Source organism: Rhizobium sp. ERR 942, from assembly GCF_007828395.1.
Lineage (GTDB): Bacteria > Pseudomonadota > Alphaproteobacteria > Rhizobiales > Rhizobiaceae > Rhizobium > Rhizobium dioscoreae.
In genome coordinates this window covers 693,049-712,847 of the sequence record NZ_VIUA01000003.1, presented here as the reverse complement: position 1 = coordinate 712,847, position 19,799 = coordinate 693,049, and the positions used below count along the sequence as shown (strand labels likewise).

Genomic DNA, 19,799 nt, shown 5'->3' with positions numbered 1-19,799 from the left:
CGCCCCAGCCCTCTCTCCGCTTGCGGGGAGAGGAAGCATTATGACGAAACAACAAAAGCCCCACCGTTTCCGGTAGGGCTCAATATCAGTCCAGAAGAAAGACGATTATTCGGCGCTGTCTTCAGCAGCCTTCTTCTTCGGAGCGGCCTTCTTCTTCGGAGCCGCTGCTTCTTCGCCTTCAGCGGCAGCTTCGGTTGCTTCAGCCTTGGCAGCAGCCTTCTTCTTCGGAGCGGCCTTCTTGGCAGCCGGCTTGTCTTCTTCTTCGTCGTCAGCCAGCAGCGCTTCCTTGGAAACGGTCTTGTCCGTGACGTTGACCTCGGTCAGCAGATGGTCGATGACCTTTTCTTCGAAGATCGGGGCGCGCAGGTTGGCGGAGGCGCCCGGCGTCTTGCGGAAGAATTCGAGGATTTCCTTTTCCTGGCCCGGGAACTGCTGGAGCTGTGCGTAGAGAGCGCGCTGCAGTTCGTCTTCGCTGACTTCGACGCCGGCCTTTTCGCCGATTTCGGAGAGAACGAGACCGAGGCGAACGCGGCGCTCGGCGAGCTTGCGGTATTCTTCGCGAGCCTTTTCTTCGGTGGTGTCTTCGTCTTCGAAGGTCTTGCCGGATTCGCTGAGATCGGTTTCGATCTGGCGCCAGATGCTGGCGAATTCAGCCTCGACGAGCTTCTGGGGCGTGTCGAACTGATACATTTCGTCGAGCTGGTCGAGGATCTGACGCTTGACCTTCTGGCGGGTGACAGAGCCATACTGGCTTTCGATCTGACCGCGAACGATCTCCTTCAGGCGGTCGGCGGATTCGATGCCGAGCTTGGAAGCGAGTTCGTCGTTGATTTCGATTTCACCGGGAGCCGCAACTTCCTTGACGTTGATGTCGAAGGTGGCTTCCTTGCCGGCGAGGTTCTTGGCCGGATAGTCGGCCGGGAAGGTTACGGTGATGACCTTCTCATCACCAGCCTTGAGGCCGACGAGCTGCTCTTCGAAGCCCGGGATGAAACGGTTGGAGCCGAGAACGAGCTGTGCGTCTTCGTCCTTGCCGCCGTCGAAGGCAACGCCGTCGACCTTGCCGAGGTAATCGATGGTGACGCGGTCGCCGTTGGCAGCCTTGCCCTTCTTGGTTTCGTAGCTACGAGCGCTTTCAGCGATCTTGAGGATCTGCTCGGTCACTTCGTCTTCACTGATTTCAGCGACTTCGCGGGTGACCTTGATGCCGTTGACCGGCTTCAGCTCGATCGCCGGGATGACTTCATAAGACAGCGTGAATTCGAAATCGGCCTGAGCGGAGAGGATCTTTTCTGCCTCGTCCTGGTCTTCGGTCATGGCGATTTCCGGCTGGGTTGCCGACTTCTCGCCGCGCTCGGTCAGGATCGCCGGCGGCTGGTCGCGAACGATTTCGTTGACGAGGTCAGCCATGATCGACTTGCCGTAGACCTTCTTCAGGTGCGAGACCGGAACCTTGCCCGGACGGAAGCCATTGATGCGGACCTTGTCCTTGACCTCGGCCAGGCGCTCGTTCATGCGCACTTCCATGTCCTTGGCCGGGATGACCACCTTGATTTCGCGCTTCAGCCCTTCAGCGAGCGTTTCGATAACCTGCATTGTCCTACCTTCATTCATGGCGGCCGTGCCCAGCCTGCCGTTCGTTTCGATGAGCACGACGCCGGAAAATCCCGAGCGTGGCTTGGATGCAATTCTCTTTCACCTTGCAAGAGCGCCGCGCCTTCGAACGAACGCGCAAAAGGCAGCTCTATCCCGTCACGAGCCAAAACATCTTATCCCCTTTCCTCATCGAAAGCGGGATGCTTTGGGCAAGATGCGCGTCCTGCGGCATATCGGAAGACAGGCTTCGTGAGCCTCCCCCCGTCCACAAGACAGTGTTGGTGCGGGTAGAGAGACTTGAACTCCCACGCCTTGCGGCACCAGAACCTAAATCTGGCGTGTCTACCAATTTCACCATACCCGCGTTCCCAAAACCGCATGGCGATGCCTGCCCATGGGGCCTTCCGGAGCGCGGCGTCTCTATATCACCCGTTTTAAACCACGCAAAGGAAAAATGACGGCTCCGCGACAACGCTTAAAGCTTATCGGAGCCATTAGCGCAGATATCGTCAGTAAAGCGGCTCCTCGTAGACGGATTTGCCGTCTAGAAGCAGGCTTCTAATATGGGCAACGCCGTCGGAAGACACGCGCGCCGCGATGGCGACGCGATTGTCATTGCGGGCGCTCTCGATATCGTGCCCCTGCCCTTCGGGCACGTAGTAGCGCTCGATGCCATAAGCGACCCCGACAATCGCCTGCGACGGGTCGGCGGCATCGCCATAGAAAACATAGTCGACAGGCAGGCTTTTGAGCACGACCGTATCGGGCTTCGGATCGAGCTTTCCAAATGATGATTCGACGATCCCCCAGTAACCGTCGTCCTGCTTCTTCAGGCGAACGGACAATAGCGCGCCACTTCGGCTCGCTTTCGGCGGTCCTTCAACCATCGTCGAGAACGGAACCCGCGAGATGTCGTAGTTTAAGGTCACGTAGTCGCCGCGCAAAAGATCGCGCGGATCGACTGGCGCAGTCTTCAAAAGAATCTCGACGCCGCTCCGCAAGCCCCAGGCCCGCTCGCCAACCATGTAGCCAAGAACCGCCGTCTGCAGAGCGGAAACGACGATGGCGGCAATCCACAGGCGGCGGGAACCCATGCTCAGACTCCTCTCAGCGATATCGGTCATGCCCGCGTCCCCTGCCCCCGATTATCGGAAAAACGCCGTTCCAGCTGAATGACCAGCCAGGCGGCAATCGCCACCAGCAAGCCGGCAACGAGGAAGAACCCGGCCGTTCCGATGATCGAGCCGATCGTCTCGCTGGCGAGGTAAAGAATCTCGCAGGAAAAGACGAAATAGGCGAGATAGCGCACCGCGCCGTTGTCGCGGCCACTGAGCGCGATTGCGATCACGCAACTCGCCAGTGTCGCTGCCGCCACGATGACGAGCGGCAATTTGTCTTCCACCCAGACATTGTTCTCAAAGGACCCGTTGCTGATCTCGGCATGAACCAGGGAGAAGCCGATCGATGCGATCAGAAAGGTGTAGAAGGCCGGCGCGGCACCAGCTGTGCGGGCAAAAGGCATCAGCGGCGACGCGGGAACACTAACGACGAGAAACGCCGCCATGCCGAGAGCGGCAAACAGGATCGCGGTATTCAATCCCTCATGACGGCCAAATAGCCATGTAAGCCAGCCGACGAGCATGAGATAGGCCAGATGCCGAGCCATGCGCGCATCGGCATAGCGGACAAGCACAATCAGGACCATGGCCATCAGAGGCGGCATCCAGGGCATGATCCCATACCATTTGTCGAAATGGCCCCAGAGATAGACGCCGCAAAATGCCCAGGCGAGAAAACCGGCGAGCCCGACCTGCACCGAGGAACGAAACAATGTCGCAACAATGCAGGCCGCGGCGAACCAGACGAGCATCATTCTGAGTTCGTCGCCCGACAGATTGTACATCTGGCCAACCAGCGCCATGGCGCCGCCGAAACTCAAGGTGCCGAGGATCAACATTGCGGCGGCGAGGATGGAGCGACCCTGAGCTAATAAATATGCCGCCGCGAGATAGAAGGCCCATATCATCGCAACCAGCCCCAGCAGACGGGCAATTCTCGGAAGAGCCTCCCAGTTTGCGGAGATGAACAGCAAGATGGCAAGGCCGAGAAGCACGGCGGCGATGATGGTCAGCACCCGGCCGGCGCTGAAACTCGTCTGACGACCGTCATACTCGTTGAGGATGGCTTTCGCCGTCCCCGCGTCGACCAGCCCCTTGTCGGTCCAGATCTTGAGATCCCGCTCCAGCCTTCCCCTGTACATGCCCGGCTCCCCTCGCCGCGATTCTGCTCGCGACAGAGTTAGCACAAATCGCCGCCCAATCGATGCGAGCCGAGCGTTCTGGCAGAGGCTTCGGTTCACAGGAATGTGTGCCATATTAATACGGAATTAAGGGATCATGCAGTATCCTAACGGCCGGTAAAGAGATACCAACTAAAGATATGCGCGCAGCTCATGCCTCCCATGAAATTATTGCGCTGCACAAATTCGAAAAGTCATACTATTTATCAAACAACAAGACGGCGGTGGCGCGCCGGACCGATGCAGATCGGACCAAGCCTGGGGATAGCATCCCGACACGATATTCGGAGCCGCACACTCCTCCTCCCAGTGCGCTTCGATAGATTGACGACACTCCTCCTCCCAGTCGTCAATCATCTCAAATGACGCCCACCGCATCCTCCTCCCGCGGTGGGCGTTATTTTTTTATCCCCTCTAAATCGGTTTATGCTGAACGGATGCCCATGCCGGCCATCAGCCGGCAATTGCCAGTATGGGAAGAGTCTCAAGCTCACTTCTGAACCGCCGCACGGCAGTTCGCGGCAACATCGGCCCCTCCAAAACAGCAGGGCTCGCGAAAAGGTGGCTAAAAGCGGGCGGCTACCGACAAACGCTTCGGAATGGCTGACACTGGCGCGGAATTGACTTCCGGCGACGGACCAGCTTTGGCCTCGATATGCACACAAAGCAGCCACCATCTTAGGCAAAACCCCCACAAGACTTGCGCATTATGCATAGGTGGCATGAAGCTTTCGCGCTTTTAGTTTTCGCGGCGCAGCATATATTTAAATCCATTAGATCGACGACGGAACCAATCACGGAACTGCTCGATCCCTTGATCCTCGAAAGGGACTACAATGAACCTGACCCGCTCTTTCAACAACTGGCGCAAGTATCGTCAGACCGTTAACGAACTCGGCCGCATGAGCGCTCGTGAACTGCACGACCTCGGCATCGATCGCGCCGACATCCATCGCGTTGCTCGCGAAGCCACCGGCCGCTAATCGCCGGATAGGCTTCGCCACTCGCGAAAGCCTCTCAACGCCCGTTGCGGACCTCCGCGGCGGGCGTTCTTTTTTGCCTTCCGACTGAGCAAGCGCAGCATAACCGATCCGCCGCGAGCTATTCCTTATCTGCAAAGCACACAAATTTTGAGCATCGACTGCTTTTTGGGCGTCATATTGCACAAATGCATAGCAGACGCATCTTCTTTGCACTGCACAATCAACCTCTTCGCGCCTATATAGAGTGCAAGCGCTGAGGCGGTAATCACACCGCCCGCAAACAAGATACCGAGGAAAAGATCATGAACCCGATTCGCATTGCAAAGAACTGGATCAGCTACCGCCGCACTCTGAACGAACTTGGCAACCTCTCCAGCCAGACCCTTTCGGACATCGGCGTTAGCCGCTACGAAATCCGCAACATCGCTGCTCGTTCTTTCCGTTAATAGAAACGGACTGGCAGACTGCTTCAAGACGGCGCCTTTTGGCGCCGTTTTTGATTCTGGCGATTAGAAGCCCGGTGCAATTTAACCGTCTCGCAGAGCTTCCGTTGATCACTGGCGAGTCGCTCGCCCTTACCGGAATCAATGCTGCCACCGGCCCAGCCTCGCAGCAGCCCGTGCACAGCAGGCGAAGATAGCCCCTGCCGCCATCACGCGCGGTATTGGAACGGAACCGCCGGTTTCTCATTTACAGGTGGAGATCTTTTAGCAGGGAGGCGGAGAATGCAAATCCAAGGAGTTTACGCCACGATCGCGACGGCCAGCATGGACAGGGCGGAAACGTTCTATACTCAACTTTTCGACCGAGGACCTGACGATCGTCCCATGGATGGGTTGATCCAATGGCGCAATATTGCAGGCGCAAACATTCAAATCTTCCATGACAAGGAGAATGCGGGGCACGGCAGACTAACCATTGTGGTGCCGAAAATGGATGAAGCTCGCAAATTGCTCGAAGACTTCGGCGTAAAGCTCACGGGTGAATCGCAAGGCAACTATGGAAAGATCGCCCAATTGATTGACCCGGACGGAAACCGCATCACTCTTGCAGAACCGCCCTCAAGACCTTTCGATAGGTAGCTCGCACTGAGCTGGCGGACCAGAGACTAAGTTTGCCGTAAGACCGCTGCGCAGTTTTGAGCGGCATGCTTTAGCAAAGCATTGGATCGCCGGCCTGCCCGTGATAATGACGCGCGCATGACACAGATCACTTCTTACTCCCCTATCCACGTCATCGGTGGCGGTCTCGCCGGCTCGGAAGCCGCATGGCAGATCGCCAATGCCGGCGTTCCGGTCGTCCTGCATGAAATGCGCGGCGTGCGCGGCACCGAAGCACACAAGACGGACGATCTTGCCGAGTTGGTGTGCTCCAATTCGTTCCGCTCCGACGATGCCACCAGCAATGCCGTCGGCGTCATCCATGCGGAAATGCGCATGGCGGGTTCGCTTATCATGGCATGCGCGGATAAGCATCAGGTACCGGCCGGCGGCGCGCTTGCTGTCGATCGGGACGGCTTCTCGGCAGCCGTGACGCAGGCGATTGCAAATCATCCGCTGATCACCGTCGTCCGTGAAGAAATCCAGGGGCTGCCGCCCAGGGAATGGGACCAGGCAATCATCGCCACCGGCCCACTGACCGCGCCCGGGCTTGCCAGCGCCATCCAGGCTGAAACCGGAGCGGATGCGCTCGCCTTCTTCGACGCCATCGCGCCGATCGTCTATCGCGACAGCATCAACATGGACATTTGCTGGTATCAGTCGCGCTACGACAAGGTCGGCCCCGGCGGCACCGGCAAGGATTATATCAACTGCCCGATGGACGAGGCCCAATACAATGCCTTCGTCGATGCGCTGATCGCCGGCGATGCCGTCGGCTTCAAGGAATGGGAAGGCACGCCCTATTTCGACGGCTGCCTGCCGATAGAAGTCATGGCGGAGCGCGGGCGCGAAACACTGCGCCACGGGCCGATGAAGCCGATGGGGCTCACCAATGCCCATAATCCCACAGTCAAGGCCTATGCTGTCGTACAGCTGCGCCAGGACAATGCGCTCGGCACGCTCTATAACATGGTCGGTTTCCAGACCAAGCTGAAATACGGTGTGCAGGCGGAGATCTTCCGCCTGATCCCCGGCCTCGAAAATGCAGAATTCGCCCGCCTCGGCGGCCTGCACCGCAATACCTACATCAACTCGCCGACCCTGCTCGACCGCTCGCTGGTCTTGAAGTCGCGCCCGGGCCTGCGTTTCGCCGGCCAGATCACAGGCTGCGAAGGCTATGTCGAGAGCGCCAGCATCGGCCTGCTCGCCGGCCGCTTCGCCGCAGCCGAGCGCAAGGGCGAAGCGCCTTTGCTGCCTCCGGATACAACAGCGCTCGGCTCATTGCTGAACCACATCACCGGCGGCCACATCGTCTCCGACGAGGAGCCGGGCAAACGCTCCTTCCAGCCGATGAACATCAATTTCGGGCTTTTCCCGGAGCTGGAGCCGGGTTCGATCGTCAAGCCGGAAGGCGTCAAGCGCTTTCGCGGCAAGGACAAGACCATCATGAAGCGCCAGCTCATCGCCAAGCGTGCGCTTGCCGATTGCGCCGGATGGCTTGGTGTGCAAGCGCCCGTGTTCGCGGAAAGCGCCTGACTTCAGCGCTTTCGTGATCTTCAGCTTGTTGCCGGCGGCGCGTGGTGCTCGAGCTTCGCGTCCTCGCCGGAGACATAATTGCCGAGCAGCCAGAGCGACACTTCCGCGGCTTCGGCAGGTGTCTTGAATTCGAATGTGCCGTTGTGGTGGGGCACATCCAGAAAATCGACGATCAAGCCGCGTCCGGTTGCCGAAATCTTGGCACGCGCCCTGCCCGGCTCGATCAGATGAACACTGAAATGATTGCGCACATTGCGCATGAACCCCGCCTTGTCGTCATGCAGACGCACAAAGACCGCCTGCCCGTCGGCGGTCGTCTGCAGCTGGCGAATGGCCTCCGTCGGAAAAGCGCGGCCGAATTCCAGAATCGCAAGGCCGGTATCGTGCAGGCCGTCTTCCTTGTTCTGCGATGCCATGCGCGTCGCGTAATAGGCAATGAAGATGACAATCGCAAACAGTATGCACCAGACGACAATACCCACGGCAGATCCCCCTGAAATGCAAATCAAGTGCCGCCATCTCCATAGACGCCGAGACTTGCGCGAGCTTGGTGTATTTTAGATTTTCTTTGTGATCGACGCTATCGCCATGCGCAGCTGCCGGCGCCATTGCGGCAGCACCAGGGTTTGATCGAAGATGCCGGTGCCAAGCTTCTGAGCCTTCTTCAAGACAGGCTCGGCCAAGGTGACAGGCAGAAAGGCTGGGAATACGGCCTGCGGTATGGCGCCGGCTGCCCTCGCCTTGGCCAGATGATCGCGACCGAGACCGGCGAAGGCCTCGATCGCCGCCGAAATGCGTGACTTGTCCTCGCCGGCGAGAAAACCGTCGCGATCGAGCCCGGTTGCCGCCAGGATCTCCAGCGGTAGATAGAGCTGGCCGCGATGGCGGTGCAGCGGCATCAGGAGTAGCAGACCGGCAATCGCCTGCGCGACACCGGCATGGCCGGCGGCATCGGCCGAGCGCTTCGCCTCGTCGGCGGACAAGACCAGGCTCGCAAGCTGGATGAGGGCCGAAGCCGTCTCGCCGGCATAGCCTTCCAGACTGCTGCGGCTTTCCATGGGATCATCGTAGAGATCGAATATGCGCGCATCGATCATGTCGATCAGCGTCTGGCGCGGCAGGCGATACTCTTCAATCGCAGTGAGAAGTTCGGAAGCCAGCGGATTGGCCTCACTCGAGCCGTGGGACTGCCCTTCGAGGAGATCGCGCCAGTATTGCATCCGCACTTCACCTGGCAGCGGCTCATGTACAAGATCGCGTACGCGCGCCAGCTCCGCGTTGAAGGCATAGAGCGCGGCAAGTGCCGGGCGCTTATCCTCCGGGGCCAGCAGGCAGGCGAGATAGCGATCGCGATCGGTGTCGCGAAGCGTGGCGAGGCAGATGTCCCGGTTGCTCCGAGGCGCAGCTGGTGTTGTCATACGCTTGGATCCGAAGGTCAGACGGCGATCAGCGCCGCGGCCACGGCACGCGATTCGGAAAGCATGATGTTGAAGGTGCGCACCGCTGCCCCCGTGCTCATCGGGTCGGAGGAAATCTGCTTTCCACGCAGGGCGGCCTTCAGCTCGGCGGGAAGCGGTCGCAGCTCCATGCCGGTGCCGATGAGCAACACTTCGATCTCGGCGGCTTCATCGAGAACCTTCTGGAAGCGATCCGGCGTCAGCGCATCGCCCTGCAGCATGTCCCAGCCGTAGATGCCCGAAGGCAGGCACAACAGCGAACCGCGATGCGACATGTCGGCGAAGCGAAAGCCGCCATTGCCGTAAGCATCGATCGGTGCGCGTCCGGGGAAATGCGCGTTTCGGATTTCTATACCTTTAGCCACTGTATCACACCGCTGGTTTGCCTGACTGGATATCGCCGGCCGCGGGTCCATTGCTTTCGCCGCCGGTCTGGAACTTGTCCGGCCGCAGCTTGAACAGGATCAGCACGGGCGCCGCAATATAAATCGACGAAAAAGTGCCGACAGCGACGCCGAAAAGCAGAACGAAGGTGAAGGCACGGATCACCTCGCCGCCGAAGATGTAGAGGGCAAACAGCGCCAAAAGCGTCGTCGCCGATGTCAGAATGGTACGAGATAGTGTCTGATTGATGGAAGCATCGATCAAAATCGGCAGCGGCATCTGCGAATAGCGCTTCAGATTCTCGCGCATGCGATCATAGACAACAACCGTGTCGTTCAGCGAGTAGCCGACGATGGTGAGGATCGCGGCGATGCTCGTCATGTTGAATTCCATGCCTGATAGCACGAAGAGGCCGAGCGTCAGGATGACATCGTGTAGAGTCGCAATGATCGCGCCGACGGCAAATTGCCATTCGAACCGTACCCATATGTAGATCAGGATTGCCGCCAGGGCCGCAAGGACGGCAAGGGAAGCCGTAGTGGTGATCTCGCCCGATACGGCTGGACCGACCACTTCGACGCGGGCGAAATTGTAATCCTTGCCCAGCTCGTCCTGAACGAGCGAGACGGCGGATTGTTCGGCGTTTTCACCGCCCTCCTGAGCATGAACGCGAACCACTGCACCAAGACGATCGGCGAGCCGTTCGACGCGCACGTCGCCCGGAATGACGGCGTCAAGACGGGTTTGAATGTCGACGGGATCTGCAACGCCCTGTTTGGCCCGGACCTCGATGATCGATCCGCCGGCAAAATCGATGCCGAGGTGCATGCCGACCGTCGCGAAGGCAATGAGAGTGACGACCGAAAGAGCCGCAGAGACCGTAAAAGTATAGCGGCGGATGCCCATGAAGCGGATATTGGCATTGTCGAAAATGCCGCTGCGCACGCCAACAAGCAAAGTGCGCGGCTTGCGGCGCGAGATCCACATATTCACCAGCGACCGTGTGACGAAGCAGGAAGTGAAGAAGGTGGTGACGACACCCACCATCAACGTGGCGGCAAAGCCGCGCACCGCGCCGGTGCTTGCATAAAAGAGAATGGCCGCGACGATCAGAACCGTCAGATTGGCGTCGGCGACGGTCGCAGCTGCCCGGTTAAAGCCGTGGCGCAGCGCATCGACGAGAAGATGGGTCTTCTTCTCCTCTTCGCGCACGCGCTCGTAGATCAGCACAAGCGCATCGAGACCAATGCCGATAATGAGGACGATGGCAGCGACACCCGGCAGGGTGAGCGTAATGCCGAGCAGGCCCATGAGGGCCGCGACCATGATCATGTTGATGACGAGCGAGATGGTCGCGATGATGCCGAGCAGGCGGTAGAAGCCGATCATCAGGGCCGCAACGAAGACGGCGGCCGCAATGCAGGCAATCAGACCATAATGCGCCGTTTCGCCGCCAAGGCCCGGCTGAATGGTGCGCTCTTCGACCGTCGTCAGGGTTGCCGGCAGCGGACCGCTCTTGACCATGACGGTCAGATCCTGCGCGCCCTGGGCGGTGAAATCTCCGGGAACGTCGATCTCGCCTGTTGCGATGACCGTCTTCAGAGAGGCAGCGGAGATGACCTGATCGTCAAGCACGACGACGATGATCTTGCCGAGATTGCTGGCCGTCGATTGCGCGAAGCGGTGAGTTGCCTCCGGCGTCAGCTTGACGGAAACGGTGCCTTCGCCTTTCTGATTGTCAACGACCGCGACGGCATCGGAAAAATCGACGTTCGAGAGCAGTGGCTGCCGCTGTACGAGATAGCCAACGGGCGGATCATCTTCGGAAAACAGCACGTCGGATCCGGCCGGCGGCTGCTTGTCCATGGCGTCCTGAACCGACATCGACTGATCGATCAGGCGGAAGCTGAGCTTAGCGGGCTGGCCGAGAAGGTTTTTCAGCCGCTGCGCATCGGCAAGGTCGGGCACCTGAACGATGATACGATCGGATCCCTGCCGGCGGATCAGTGGTTCTCCAACACCGAGTTGCGCAATACGGGCATGAATGACCTTGATCGCGCGTGCGATCGCCGATGAGACATGGCTGTTGATATCCGCATCGGTGATATCGAGCGTCAGCGCACCATTGTCACCTTGAGACAGAACAACGGACGGCTGATCGGATCTCGCCGTCAGCGGCCGCAATGCTGTCAAAGCAGCCTGAACCTGCGAGGGATCGCCGATGCGAAGCTGGATTTTTCGGCCGGTGCCGGTGAGGCCCGAATAGGCGACATTGACGGTGCGCAACCGGGTGGCGATATCGCCGACAATGCTTTCCAGGCGATCCTTCTCGACGTCACCCCGTTCGATCTTAAGCAGCAGATGCGATCCGCCGCGAAGATCAAGGCCAAGCTCGATCTTTCGATGTGCCCACCATGCTGGAAACGATGAAAGCGAGCGCTCACCAAGCAGGTTGGGAGCGGCCAGAAGCACGCTCAAGAGAACGACGAACCAGATCAGGGCGGTCTTCCACCAGGAGACGTGCAGCATCGCTCTCTCGAATTAGGGCTTCCCTACCGCGCCCTCCCTTTCGACGGAAAATGCAAAGGGCGCAGTAACACCTTGAATTTGTGCACAGTCCTTCAAGAAAGTCGATCTCGAATTTCGAAGATGCGCAGCGGCGGCAGGCGCCGCCTCTCGGGAGGAGCCTTACGCGGCGTCCGCCTTGACGGGTTCGCCCTTGACGCGAACCTCGGAAATGGCGCTGCGGACAACGCGGATGCGCACGCCTTCAGCGATCTCGACTTCCAGTTCCTTTTCGTCGATGACCTTGGTGACCTTGCCGACGATGCCGCTGGTGACGATCTGATCGCCGCGGCGGATGTTCTTCAGGATCTCGTCACGCTTCTTCGCCTGCGCGCGCTGCGGACGGATGAGGAGGAAATACCAAACGACCATCAGCGGCACAAACAGGATGATCATTTCAAAGCCGGAACCGCCGAAGGCACTCGCGGCCGAATCTGTCGCGCTCTGCGCATATGCGTTGGTGATAAACATCGAGAACTCCCTTGAATTCCGAGCGGGAACGGGCCCCGCGTCAGGTGGCCGGAATATAGTTACGCGTATGGCGAATGCAACAAAAACAGCCGTCAACCGTACCGTTTTCCCGGTCTGTTAGCCTTTCAGCCCCTAAAGGAGCATGATACCCGGCAAGACAGCGCGCGCATTTTACGACTTTCTTGTTCAATATTCAGGAGGAAACGGTGACTGAAGACCAAAACGCCCTGATCCTTGCCGAAGTCCGTCGCCTTGCCGATGCTGTCGAACGTCTGGCCGGACCCGCCCCGGCCGTCAATGACTGGAGTGCCGCCGATTGCTTCGTCTGGGCCCCTGCCCGACTTCATCTGCAACCGGTGCCACGGCCGAACCGTGTGGCGCTGACCCTCATCCGCGGCGTCGATCACGTGCGCGACATTCTGCACGAGAACACGCTTCGTTTTGCCGAAGGTTTCGCCGCCAACAACGTGCTGCTCTGGGGCGCGCGCGGCATGGGTAAATCCTCGCTGGTCAAGGCGGTGCACGAAGACGTGCGTCGGGCGACCGGTGTGTCGCTGAAGCTCATCGAAGTGCATCGCGAGGATATTTCCTCGCTGCCGGTGCTGCTCGATATATTGAAGGCAACGCCGCATCGCATCATCATCTTCTGCGACGATCTCTCCTTCGATCATGACGATACCGCCTATAAGTCGCTCAAGGCGGCGCTGGACGGCGGGGTCGAGGGACGACCGGACAACGTGCTGTTTTATGCCACATCCAACCGTCGCCACCTGCTGCCGCGCCATATGATGGAAAACGAGCAATCGACCGCGATCAATCCCTCGGAAGCCGTTGAGGAAAAGGTATCGCTCTCCGATCGCTTCGGCCTCTGGCTCGGCTTCCACAAGTGTAGCCAGGAAGATTATCTGCAGATGATCGACGCCTATGCCGATCACTTCAAGCTTGATCTCGATCGCGCCCAGATGCATCACGAAGCCTTGGAATGGGCAACGACCCGCGGCGCCCGTTCCGGCCGTGTCGCCTGGCAATATATCCAGGATCTCGCCGGCCGGCTGCGCATCGTGCTGGAGCGTGATTGATCTTCGATCGACAACGCCATGAACGACAAAAAGCCCGGCTGTGACCGGGCTTTTTGCAGAGTCCTTGAGACGCACTACCTATTCAAGGAACGTCATTGGGTTGACCGGAGCCGAATTCTTGCGGACTTCGAAGTGCAGCTGCGGCTGGCTGACATTGCCGCTCATGCCCGACGTCGCGAGCGTCTGACCACGCTGGACCTTCTGGCCGCGAGTGACGCTGAGTGCGTCCGCATGACCGTAGACCGTGACGGTACCGTCGTCGTGGCGGACGAGAACCGTGTTGCCGAGTTCCTTCAGGCCATTGCCGGCATAGATGACGACGCCGTTTTCGGCCGCCTTGATCGGCGTGCCCTCGGGAACGGAGATGTCGATGCCGTCGTTGCGGCTGCCGTTGACGTTGGCGCCATAGCCGGCGACGACAGCGCCGCGAACCGGCCAGCGATATTTGCCAATACCGGTCGCCTCGGGCGCATCGGCCTGCGCATCCGACTTTGCGGCATCGTTAATGGACTGGCTCGGCGAAGCGGAGGCAACTTCCTTCGGCTTGGCAGGGGCATCAGCTGCCGCGTCGGCATGAGCAACCGCCTTGGGTGCCTGCTTGGCGATCGGGTCTGCGGCGGCCTGCTTCGGCTCCACAGGCAACGCGCCCGGCTTGGCGGATGCCTTCTGAGGCTCTATCGAGGCAGTCTTGACCGGGTCTGCAGCAGCGACGGAACCGCGTGGCAACGCGAGTGCCTGCCCGATGCGAATGCTATCGCCGGCCTGCATGTTGTTCGCACGCTTCAGTTCAGCGACGCTCACGCCGCTTTCCTTGGCGATTCTTGCCAGCGAGTCACCCGGCTTGACGACATAGGTGCCCTTCGGCGTCGGCCCCTTGCCATTACCGGCCGCGAGCTTATTGGGGTCAGCGAGGCCAGCTTGGGACTTGCCGCGCATCTGGTTGCCGGAGGGCAATGCGAGCGCTTCCTGCTGCGGCGCCTTGGCAGGACCAGGCATCTTGCCGCCCTTGGAAAGATCAGTCGCTTCAGCGGCCATCTTGGCCGGGCCTGAAACACCTGCCCCATTCATCGTCGGTATGACGATCTGCTGGCCGGGCTGCGCGGCAGCGCCATTGCGCAGGCCATTCGCACGCAGAATTTCCTTTTCCGGAACGCCATAGCGGCGCGACAACAGAGCAATATTTTCACCCTGATGCAGCGTCACGCTCGGAGCATTGACCGTGGTCCAGCCGGGAGACATCTGCTGCGCGGCGGCAGTCTTGATCGTGCCCGTCGACATGGTGTCGGGAGCAAGTGCCGGCGCGGCGCGCGAGCCGTTATTGCTGCGAGATGCGGGGAACGGCTGCGCCATTGCCTCAGATTCCGCCTGCGGCATCCGACGAGAATTGCTGGCGGAAGCACTCGGAGGAGCGAGATCGGTGCGCTGAATTGCGACGGGAGCGGTCGAAGCCCGTGCGCTGGAATAGGACGGGTTATAGCGAGCCGGCGAGTTGGGATAGGGTTGCGATACCGGCGCACTCTGCTGCGAATAATCCTGCTGGCCGTAACCGCCTGCTTGAGCAACGTCTGCGCGCGGTACGGGATCACCGTTCGGACCGTTCAGGCTGCGACGATTGATCGAGCCGGTCGTTACATTGTCCGTTTTATTGAAGAGACCACTGAAACGGGTCGTGTCCGAACTACAAGCTGTGGCCGTACTCGCCAGAAGAATGGCCACAAGGACCTTCCCTGCCGATTTGCTGACGTTTGAAGAAAGACTGAAACCCATGACTCGACCCACTTAAGACGCAACCGATTATGGGTCGATTAAAGCGCGTTAATCTTACCATGCGGTTAAAGCACTGGTGCGGCATGTGTTTTTTTGAGGAATTGCTAACCATAGAGAATGAAACGGCACCAATGCGCCCGTTTCATAGGGGCATCAGCCCGAATTGAGCCTCAAAGATAGGAGGCGAGCATCGGCACGATGGGCTGATAGGGAACGTCGAACAATTCTTCGCGCTCGAATCGGCTTCCCGTCTTCGTCAGTCGCACCAAGCGACATGTGCGCTCATCAATAATAAGCGGGGCTATCATCGAACCGCCGGACACGAGCTGTTCGGCATAAAAGCGCGGCATTGTCGTGAAAGCTGCCGTCACCAGGATGCGATCGAAGGTGCCCTCGCCCGGCAGACCGGCGCTGCCATCCGCCTGACGGATGATGACATTGCGCAGCCCAAGCGTATCCATGCGCTGCTGCGCCGATGTCGTCAGCGTCTTGTAGCGATCGACGGTCAGCACGCGCTCGACGATTCGTCCCATAACAGCCGCAGTGAAACCGCTTCCCGTGCCGATCTCGAGAACGCGATGGCCAGGCTTGATCTTCAAGCCATGGAGAATACGCACCACAAGATCGATGCCTTCCATGAAGGCACCGCAATCGATCGGAATCGTGCGGCTGGAATAGGCATCATCGGCAAATTGCGCCGGCACGAAAGGCAGGCGCGGCGTCTGCTCGACCGCCGTCATCAGATCGATGTCCAATATGCCTTCCGCCCGCAGCCGCAACACCACGGCCGCAAAGCCTTCCTTTTCCACCAAACGAGGTGTCAATCCGCTACTCCATACCGAGCGCCCGCGCCACGCGGTCTTGCGCTGAATAATCCGTCAGATCGAGTTTCAAAGGCGTTACCGAAATACGATTTTGTTTCAACGCCTGAATATCGGTCCCTGGACGGAAGATGCCGCTCCGCTCACCGAAGCGAAGCCAATAGTAAGGGAAGCCGCGGCCATCGGCCCGCTCCTCGACCTGCACGTTGAAGGCAAGATTGCCCTGTGCGGTCACTTCCGCTCCGTCGACCTCTTCGGGGCGGCAATTCGGAAAATTCAGATTGAGGAAGGTCCCGTCAGACAGATCGACGTTCATGAGCTTGTTAAGCAAAGCCGGAGCATGTGCTTCTGCCACTTCCCAGGGCACAACGCGCGCGCCGTTTTCATAGAGATAGGCCTGGCTCAAAGCAAAGGAGCGCACGCCTTGCAGCGTGCCCTCGATGGCACCGGCGATGGTGCCGGAATAGGTGACGTCGTCAGCGACATTCGATCCGGAATTGACGCCGGAGAGCACGAGATCCGGCTTGATATCCAGAACCTTGCGGATCGCCATGATGACGCAATCGGTCGGCGTTCCCCGCAACGCATAATGCCTGTCGGAAACCTTGCGCATGCGCAACGGCTCGGAAAGGCTCAATGAGTGAGCAAGGCCGCTCTGATCCGTCTCGGGCGCAACGACCCAGACATCGTCAGACAGCGTGAGGGCGATGCGCTCTAATGCCGCCAGACCTTCGGCGTGAATGCCGTCATCATTGGTCAAAAGAATACGCATCGCCCCACCACCTGATTATGCTGCTTTTTCGATCCTCTTCAGACCACCCATATATGGCAGGAGTACGCCGGGGATAGTGACCGAGCCGTCAGCATTGAGATAATTCTCAAGCACGGCGATCAGGCAGCGGCCCACGGCCGTTCCCGAGCCGTTCAGTGTGTGAACGAACTTGGTGTTCTTGTCGTCCTTACCGCGATAGCGCGCATTCATGCGTCGGGCCTGGAAATCACCACAGACGGAGCAAGAGGAAATCTCTCGATAAGTATCCTGCCCCGGCAGCCAGACTTCGAGATCATAGGTCTTGCGCGCGCCGAAGCCCATGTCGCCGGTCGAAAGCGTCATGACGCGGTAATGCAGGCCGAGGCGCTTCAGCACTTCTTCCGCGCAAGCCGTCATCCGCTCATGCTCGGCAATGGAGCTTTCGGCGTCGGTGATCGACACCAGCTCGCATTTCCAGAACTGATGCTGGCGCAGCATGCCGCGCGTATCGCGACCGGCCGAGCCTGCTTCCGAACGGAAGGACGGCGTGAGTGCGGTGAAGCGCAGTGGCAGCTTCTCCTGATCGAGAATTTCGCCGGAGACGAGATTGGTCAGCGATACCTCAGCCGTCGGGATCAGCCAGCGACCGTCCGTGGTCTTGAACGAATCTTCTGCGAATTTCGGCAGTTGACCTGTTCCGAACATCGTCTCGTCGCGTACCATCAGCGGCGCGCTAACTTCGGTATAGCCGTGCTCGCTGGTGTGCAGATCGAGCATGAACTGACCGAGTGCGCGTTCAAGGCGAGCAAGCTGCGAGGTCAGCACCGTGAAGCGCGAGCCGGACAGTTTTGCCGCGCGTTCGAAATCCATGTAGCCGAGTTCTTCGCCAATCTCGAAATGCTCTTTCGGCTGATGGTTCCAGGTCGGCTTGGCGCCCCAGACATGCTTGACGACATTGTCGTGCTCGTCCTTGCCGACGGGCACGTCTTCGAGCGGTATGTTCGGAATGCGTGACAGCGCATCATTGAGCTCGGCCGTCAGCGTGCGCTCTTCTTCCTCCGCAGCCGGAAGCGACAGCTTGAGGTCGGCAACCTCGGCCTTCAGCTTCTCGGCAAGCTCGCTGTTTTTCTGTGCCATCGCCGCACCGATCTCCTTGGAGGCGGCGTTGCGGCGGGATTGCATATCCTGGACGGACTGAATGACAGATCGGCGCTTCTCGTCGAGCGCTATGAGGCTTTGCGACAGAGGCTCCGCACCGCGCTTGGCAAGCGCTGCATCAAAAGCCTCGGCATTCTCACGAATCCATCTGATATCAAGCATCTTCGTTCCAGGTCGTTTGACATAAGTACAGCTCCGACCGAGGCTTCGGTCGGAGGTCGAACCGGCAAATACCTGAGAAACGAGGCGAAGGCCTCCCCGCCTGGACGTTAATCCGTCTTGGCGATATCGGAACTTCCGCCACTCTCTTCGAGCGCTTGCCGGGTACGCTGGCGTTCTACGAGTCGCGCCGCGTAGATGGAAATCTCGTAGAGAAGGATTGTCGGCAGTGCAAGGCCGATCTGGGACATCGGGTCCGGCGGCGTCAGCACAGCAGCGACGATGAAGGCGAAAACAATGGCAAACTTGCGCTTTTCCGCGAGCCAGGCCGACGTCAGCAAGCCGACACGTGCCAGCAGCGTGGTAATGACGGGAAGCTGGAAGACGAGCCCGAAAGAGAAGACCAGCGTCATGATGAGGCTCAGATATTCCGAGACCTTCGGCATCAGCGCAATGCCGATCTGACCGTCGCCACCCGTCTGCTGCATCTTCAGGAAGAACCACATCACCATGGGCGTAAAGAAGAAATAGACGAGCGCAGCGCCCATCAGGAACAAAACTGGCGAAGCGATCAAAAACGGCAGAAAGGCATTGCGCTCGTTCTTATAGAGGCCGGGCGCGACGAACTTGTAGATCTGCGAAGCGATGATCGGGAAGGAAATTACCAAGGCGCCGAACATGGCGACCTTCACCTGGGTGAAGAAGAACTCCTGTGGCGCGGTGTAGATCAGTTCTGACTTCGCCAGATCGAGATGAGCCCATTCGACGGCCCATTTATAAGGATAGACCAGATAGTTGAAGAGATGCTTCGCCACTGCGAAACAGCCAATGAAGGCAATGAAAAAAGCCACGAGCGACCAGATGAGCCGTGTGCGCAATTCCATAAGGTGTTCGATAAGCGGTTGCGGCTTATCGTCGATGTCACCCGTCATGCCTGGTCCTTCTTCTTGGGCGTTTTAGGCGTCGCCTTGCTGGCTGTAGCAGTCGGACGCTTCCTGGGAGCTGGGGGCGTCTTCTCTACGGCAGCAGCGACCGCGACCTTGCGCGGGGCTCGCTTTGGTTTTTCCGTGACGACGGGCGTCTGGACGGCGGCAGCCGCAACATCCTCGGTCTTCGCCGGGGCTTTAGCGCGAGGTTTACGAGCGGCCTTCGGCTTCTGTACTGCGTCATTCACAGCGGCCACCGGCTGAGGGACGACCGCTGCCACCGCCTCTGGAGCCGCCGCTGGCGACGGATCGCTCGAAACGGCAGGCATTGTGGACGTAGCCGCAAGTGCTTCCGGCAGGCCGGACGTCACACCCGGAACCGGCTCGGACGGCAATGGTGTCGCGGCCGGGGCCGCTTTGTCCGGTGTTGCCGCACGCTGCAGATCAGCCTTTATCTCATTGCCCATTTCGCGCAGCGGGTTCATGGCTTCCCGCAACGAATTGACCGGATTGAGCTTCTGCGCATCGGCGATCGTCTGGCGCACATCATCCAGATCCGCCTCGCGCATGGCTTCGTCGAACTGAGCGCGGAATTCGCCAGCGACCTTCCTGGCCCGCGCCGTCATCTTACCGATGGTCCGCAATGTCGACGGCAACTCCTTGGGGCCGATCACCACCAAGGCCACGACGCCAATAACCACCAGCTCGGACCAGCCTATATCGAACATGCAAAGGCTCCTGGGCTAA

19 protein-coding genes and 1 tRNA gene are annotated in these 19,799 nt (G+C 59.4%); 5 read left to right on the top strand and 15 right to left on the bottom strand.

Annotation, left to right across the window (positions count from 1 at the left end):
• Window positions 1-105: 105 nt before the first annotated feature.
• From tig to FBZ97_RS16100, 4 genes are all read right to left on the bottom strand, one after another.
• Window positions 106-1,596: a trigger factor gene (gene tig / locus FBZ97_RS16115; protein WP_145320937.1), complete on the bottom strand. Its 1,491-nt coding sequence runs from the start codon at window positions 1,594-1,596 to the stop codon at window positions 106-108.
• Window positions 1,597-1,875: 279 nt separating this feature from the next.
• Window positions 1,876-1,960: transfer RNA gene (locus FBZ97_RS16110), tRNA-Leu, on the bottom strand.
• A gap of 145 nt (window positions 1,961-2,105) precedes the next feature.
• Window positions 2,106-2,690: a GDYXXLXY domain-containing protein gene (locus FBZ97_RS16105; protein WP_246661773.1), complete on the bottom strand. Its 585-nt coding sequence runs from the start codon at window positions 2,688-2,690 to the stop codon at window positions 2,106-2,108.
• A 26-nt stretch (window positions 2,691-2,716) separates the two neighbouring features.
• Complete coding sequence (locus FBZ97_RS16100) at window positions 2,717-3,856, bottom strand: DUF2157 domain-containing protein (RefSeq protein WP_145320208.1); 1,140 nt, start codon at window positions 3,854-3,856, stop codon at window positions 2,717-2,719.
• A gap of 875 nt (window positions 3,857-4,731) precedes the next feature.
• Between FBZ97_RS16100 and FBZ97_RS16090 the strand changes: the two genes are divergently transcribed.
• The 4 genes from FBZ97_RS16090 (at window position 4,732) to trmFO (ending at window position 7,514) form a co-directional block, all read left to right on the top strand.
• Entirely contained in the window at window positions 4,732-4,878 is a 147-nt protein-coding gene (locus tag FBZ97_RS16090; RefSeq protein WP_081615319.1) for a DUF1127 domain-containing protein, read from the top strand.
• A 302-nt stretch (window positions 4,879-5,180) separates the two neighbouring features.
• Window positions 5,181-5,324 carry a DUF1127 domain-containing protein gene (locus tag FBZ97_RS16085; protein ID WP_069611985.1) on the top strand — a complete coding sequence of 48 codons (144 nt, stop codon included), beginning with the start codon at window positions 5,181-5,183 and terminating at the stop codon, window positions 5,322-5,324.
• Between the two features lie 279 nt (window positions 5,325-5,603).
• The gene (locus tag FBZ97_RS16080) at window positions 5,604-5,960 is read left to right on the top strand and encodes a VOC family protein (protein ID WP_145320212.1); all 357 of its coding nucleotides are present in this window, start codon (window positions 5,604-5,606) and stop codon (window positions 5,958-5,960) included.
• Window positions 5,961-6,077: 117 nt separating this feature from the next.
• On the top strand, window positions 6,078-7,514 hold the full coding sequence (gene trmFO, locus FBZ97_RS16075; protein ID WP_145320214.1) for a methylenetetrahydrofolate--tRNA-(uracil(54)-C(5))-methyltransferase (FADH(2)-oxidizing) TrmFO: 1,437 nt from the start codon (window positions 6,078-6,080) through the stop codon (window positions 7,512-7,514).
• Between the two features lie 20 nt (window positions 7,515-7,534).
• Here the strand turns inward: trmFO and FBZ97_RS16070 are convergent, their stop codons facing one another.
• The 5 genes from FBZ97_RS16070 to yajC all read right to left on the bottom strand — a co-directional run bounded on the left by FBZ97_RS16070 (window position 7,535) and on the right by yajC (window position 12,391).
• Complete coding sequence (locus tag FBZ97_RS16070; RefSeq protein ID WP_145320216.1) at window positions 7,535-7,996, bottom strand: hypothetical protein; 462 nt, start codon at window positions 7,994-7,996, stop codon at window positions 7,535-7,537.
• Window positions 7,997-8,071: 75 nt separating this feature from the next.
• The gene (locus FBZ97_RS16065) at window positions 8,072-8,932 is read right to left on the bottom strand and encodes a phytoene/squalene synthase family protein (protein ID WP_145320218.1); all 861 of its coding nucleotides are present in this window, start codon (window positions 8,930-8,932) and stop codon (window positions 8,072-8,074) included.
• A gap of 17 nt (window positions 8,933-8,949) precedes the next feature.
• Window positions 8,950-9,336, bottom strand: a complete 387-nt coding sequence (locus tag FBZ97_RS16060; protein ID WP_145320220.1) for an Mth938-like domain-containing protein — start codon at window positions 9,334-9,336, stop codon at window positions 8,950-8,952.
• A gap of 4 nt (window positions 9,337-9,340) precedes the next feature.
• Window positions 9,341-11,884, bottom strand: a complete 2,544-nt coding sequence (gene secDF, locus FBZ97_RS16055; RefSeq protein ID WP_145320222.1) for a protein translocase subunit SecDF — start codon at window positions 11,882-11,884, stop codon at window positions 9,341-9,343.
• A gap of 159 nt (window positions 11,885-12,043) precedes the next feature.
• A complete protein-coding gene (gene yajC, locus FBZ97_RS16050; RefSeq protein ID WP_047634659.1) occupies window positions 12,044-12,391 on the bottom strand; it encodes a preprotein translocase subunit YajC in 348 nt (115 codons plus the stop codon).
• 206 nt (window positions 12,392-12,597) lie between these two features.
• Between yajC and FBZ97_RS16045 the strand changes: the two genes are divergently transcribed.
• Window positions 12,598-13,470: an ATP-binding protein gene (locus tag FBZ97_RS16045; RefSeq protein ID WP_145320224.1), complete on the top strand. Its 873-nt coding sequence runs from the start codon at window positions 12,598-12,600 to the stop codon at window positions 13,468-13,470.
• A 78-nt stretch (window positions 13,471-13,548) separates the two neighbouring features.
• Here the strand turns inward: FBZ97_RS16045 and FBZ97_RS16040 are convergent, their stop codons facing one another.
• The 6 genes from FBZ97_RS16040 to tatB form a co-directional block, all read right to left on the bottom strand.
• Complete coding sequence (locus tag FBZ97_RS16040) at window positions 13,549-15,237, bottom strand: peptidoglycan DD-metalloendopeptidase family protein (RefSeq protein WP_145320226.1); 1,689 nt, start codon at window positions 15,235-15,237, stop codon at window positions 13,549-13,551.
• Between the two features lie 170 nt (window positions 15,238-15,407).
• Window positions 15,408-16,061, bottom strand: a complete 654-nt coding sequence (locus FBZ97_RS16035) for a protein-L-isoaspartate(D-aspartate) O-methyltransferase (protein ID WP_069611978.1) — start codon at window positions 16,059-16,061, stop codon at window positions 15,408-15,410.
• Between the two features lie 4 nt (window positions 16,062-16,065).
• Window positions 16,066-16,830, bottom strand: coding sequence for a 5'/3'-nucleotidase SurE (surE, locus tag FBZ97_RS16030; RefSeq protein WP_069611977.1), 765 nt, complete (start codon window positions 16,828-16,830; stop codon window positions 16,066-16,068).
• Between the two features lie 15 nt (window positions 16,831-16,845).
• A complete protein-coding gene (gene serS, locus FBZ97_RS16025; RefSeq protein ID WP_145320228.1) occupies window positions 16,846-18,129 on the bottom strand; it encodes a serine--tRNA ligase in 1,284 nt (427 codons plus the stop codon).
• 107 nt (window positions 18,130-18,236) lie between these two features.
• Window positions 18,237-19,058, bottom strand: a complete 822-nt coding sequence (tatC, locus tag FBZ97_RS16020; RefSeq protein ID WP_113333673.1) for a twin-arginine translocase subunit TatC — start codon at window positions 19,056-19,058, stop codon at window positions 18,237-18,239.
• Entirely contained in the window at window positions 19,055-19,780 is a 726-nt protein-coding gene (gene tatB, locus FBZ97_RS16015) for a Sec-independent protein translocase protein TatB (RefSeq protein ID WP_145320230.1), read from the bottom strand. The genes tatC and tatB overlap by 4 nt, the downstream gene beginning before the upstream one ends.
• Window positions 19,781-19,799: the final 19 nt, after the last annotated feature.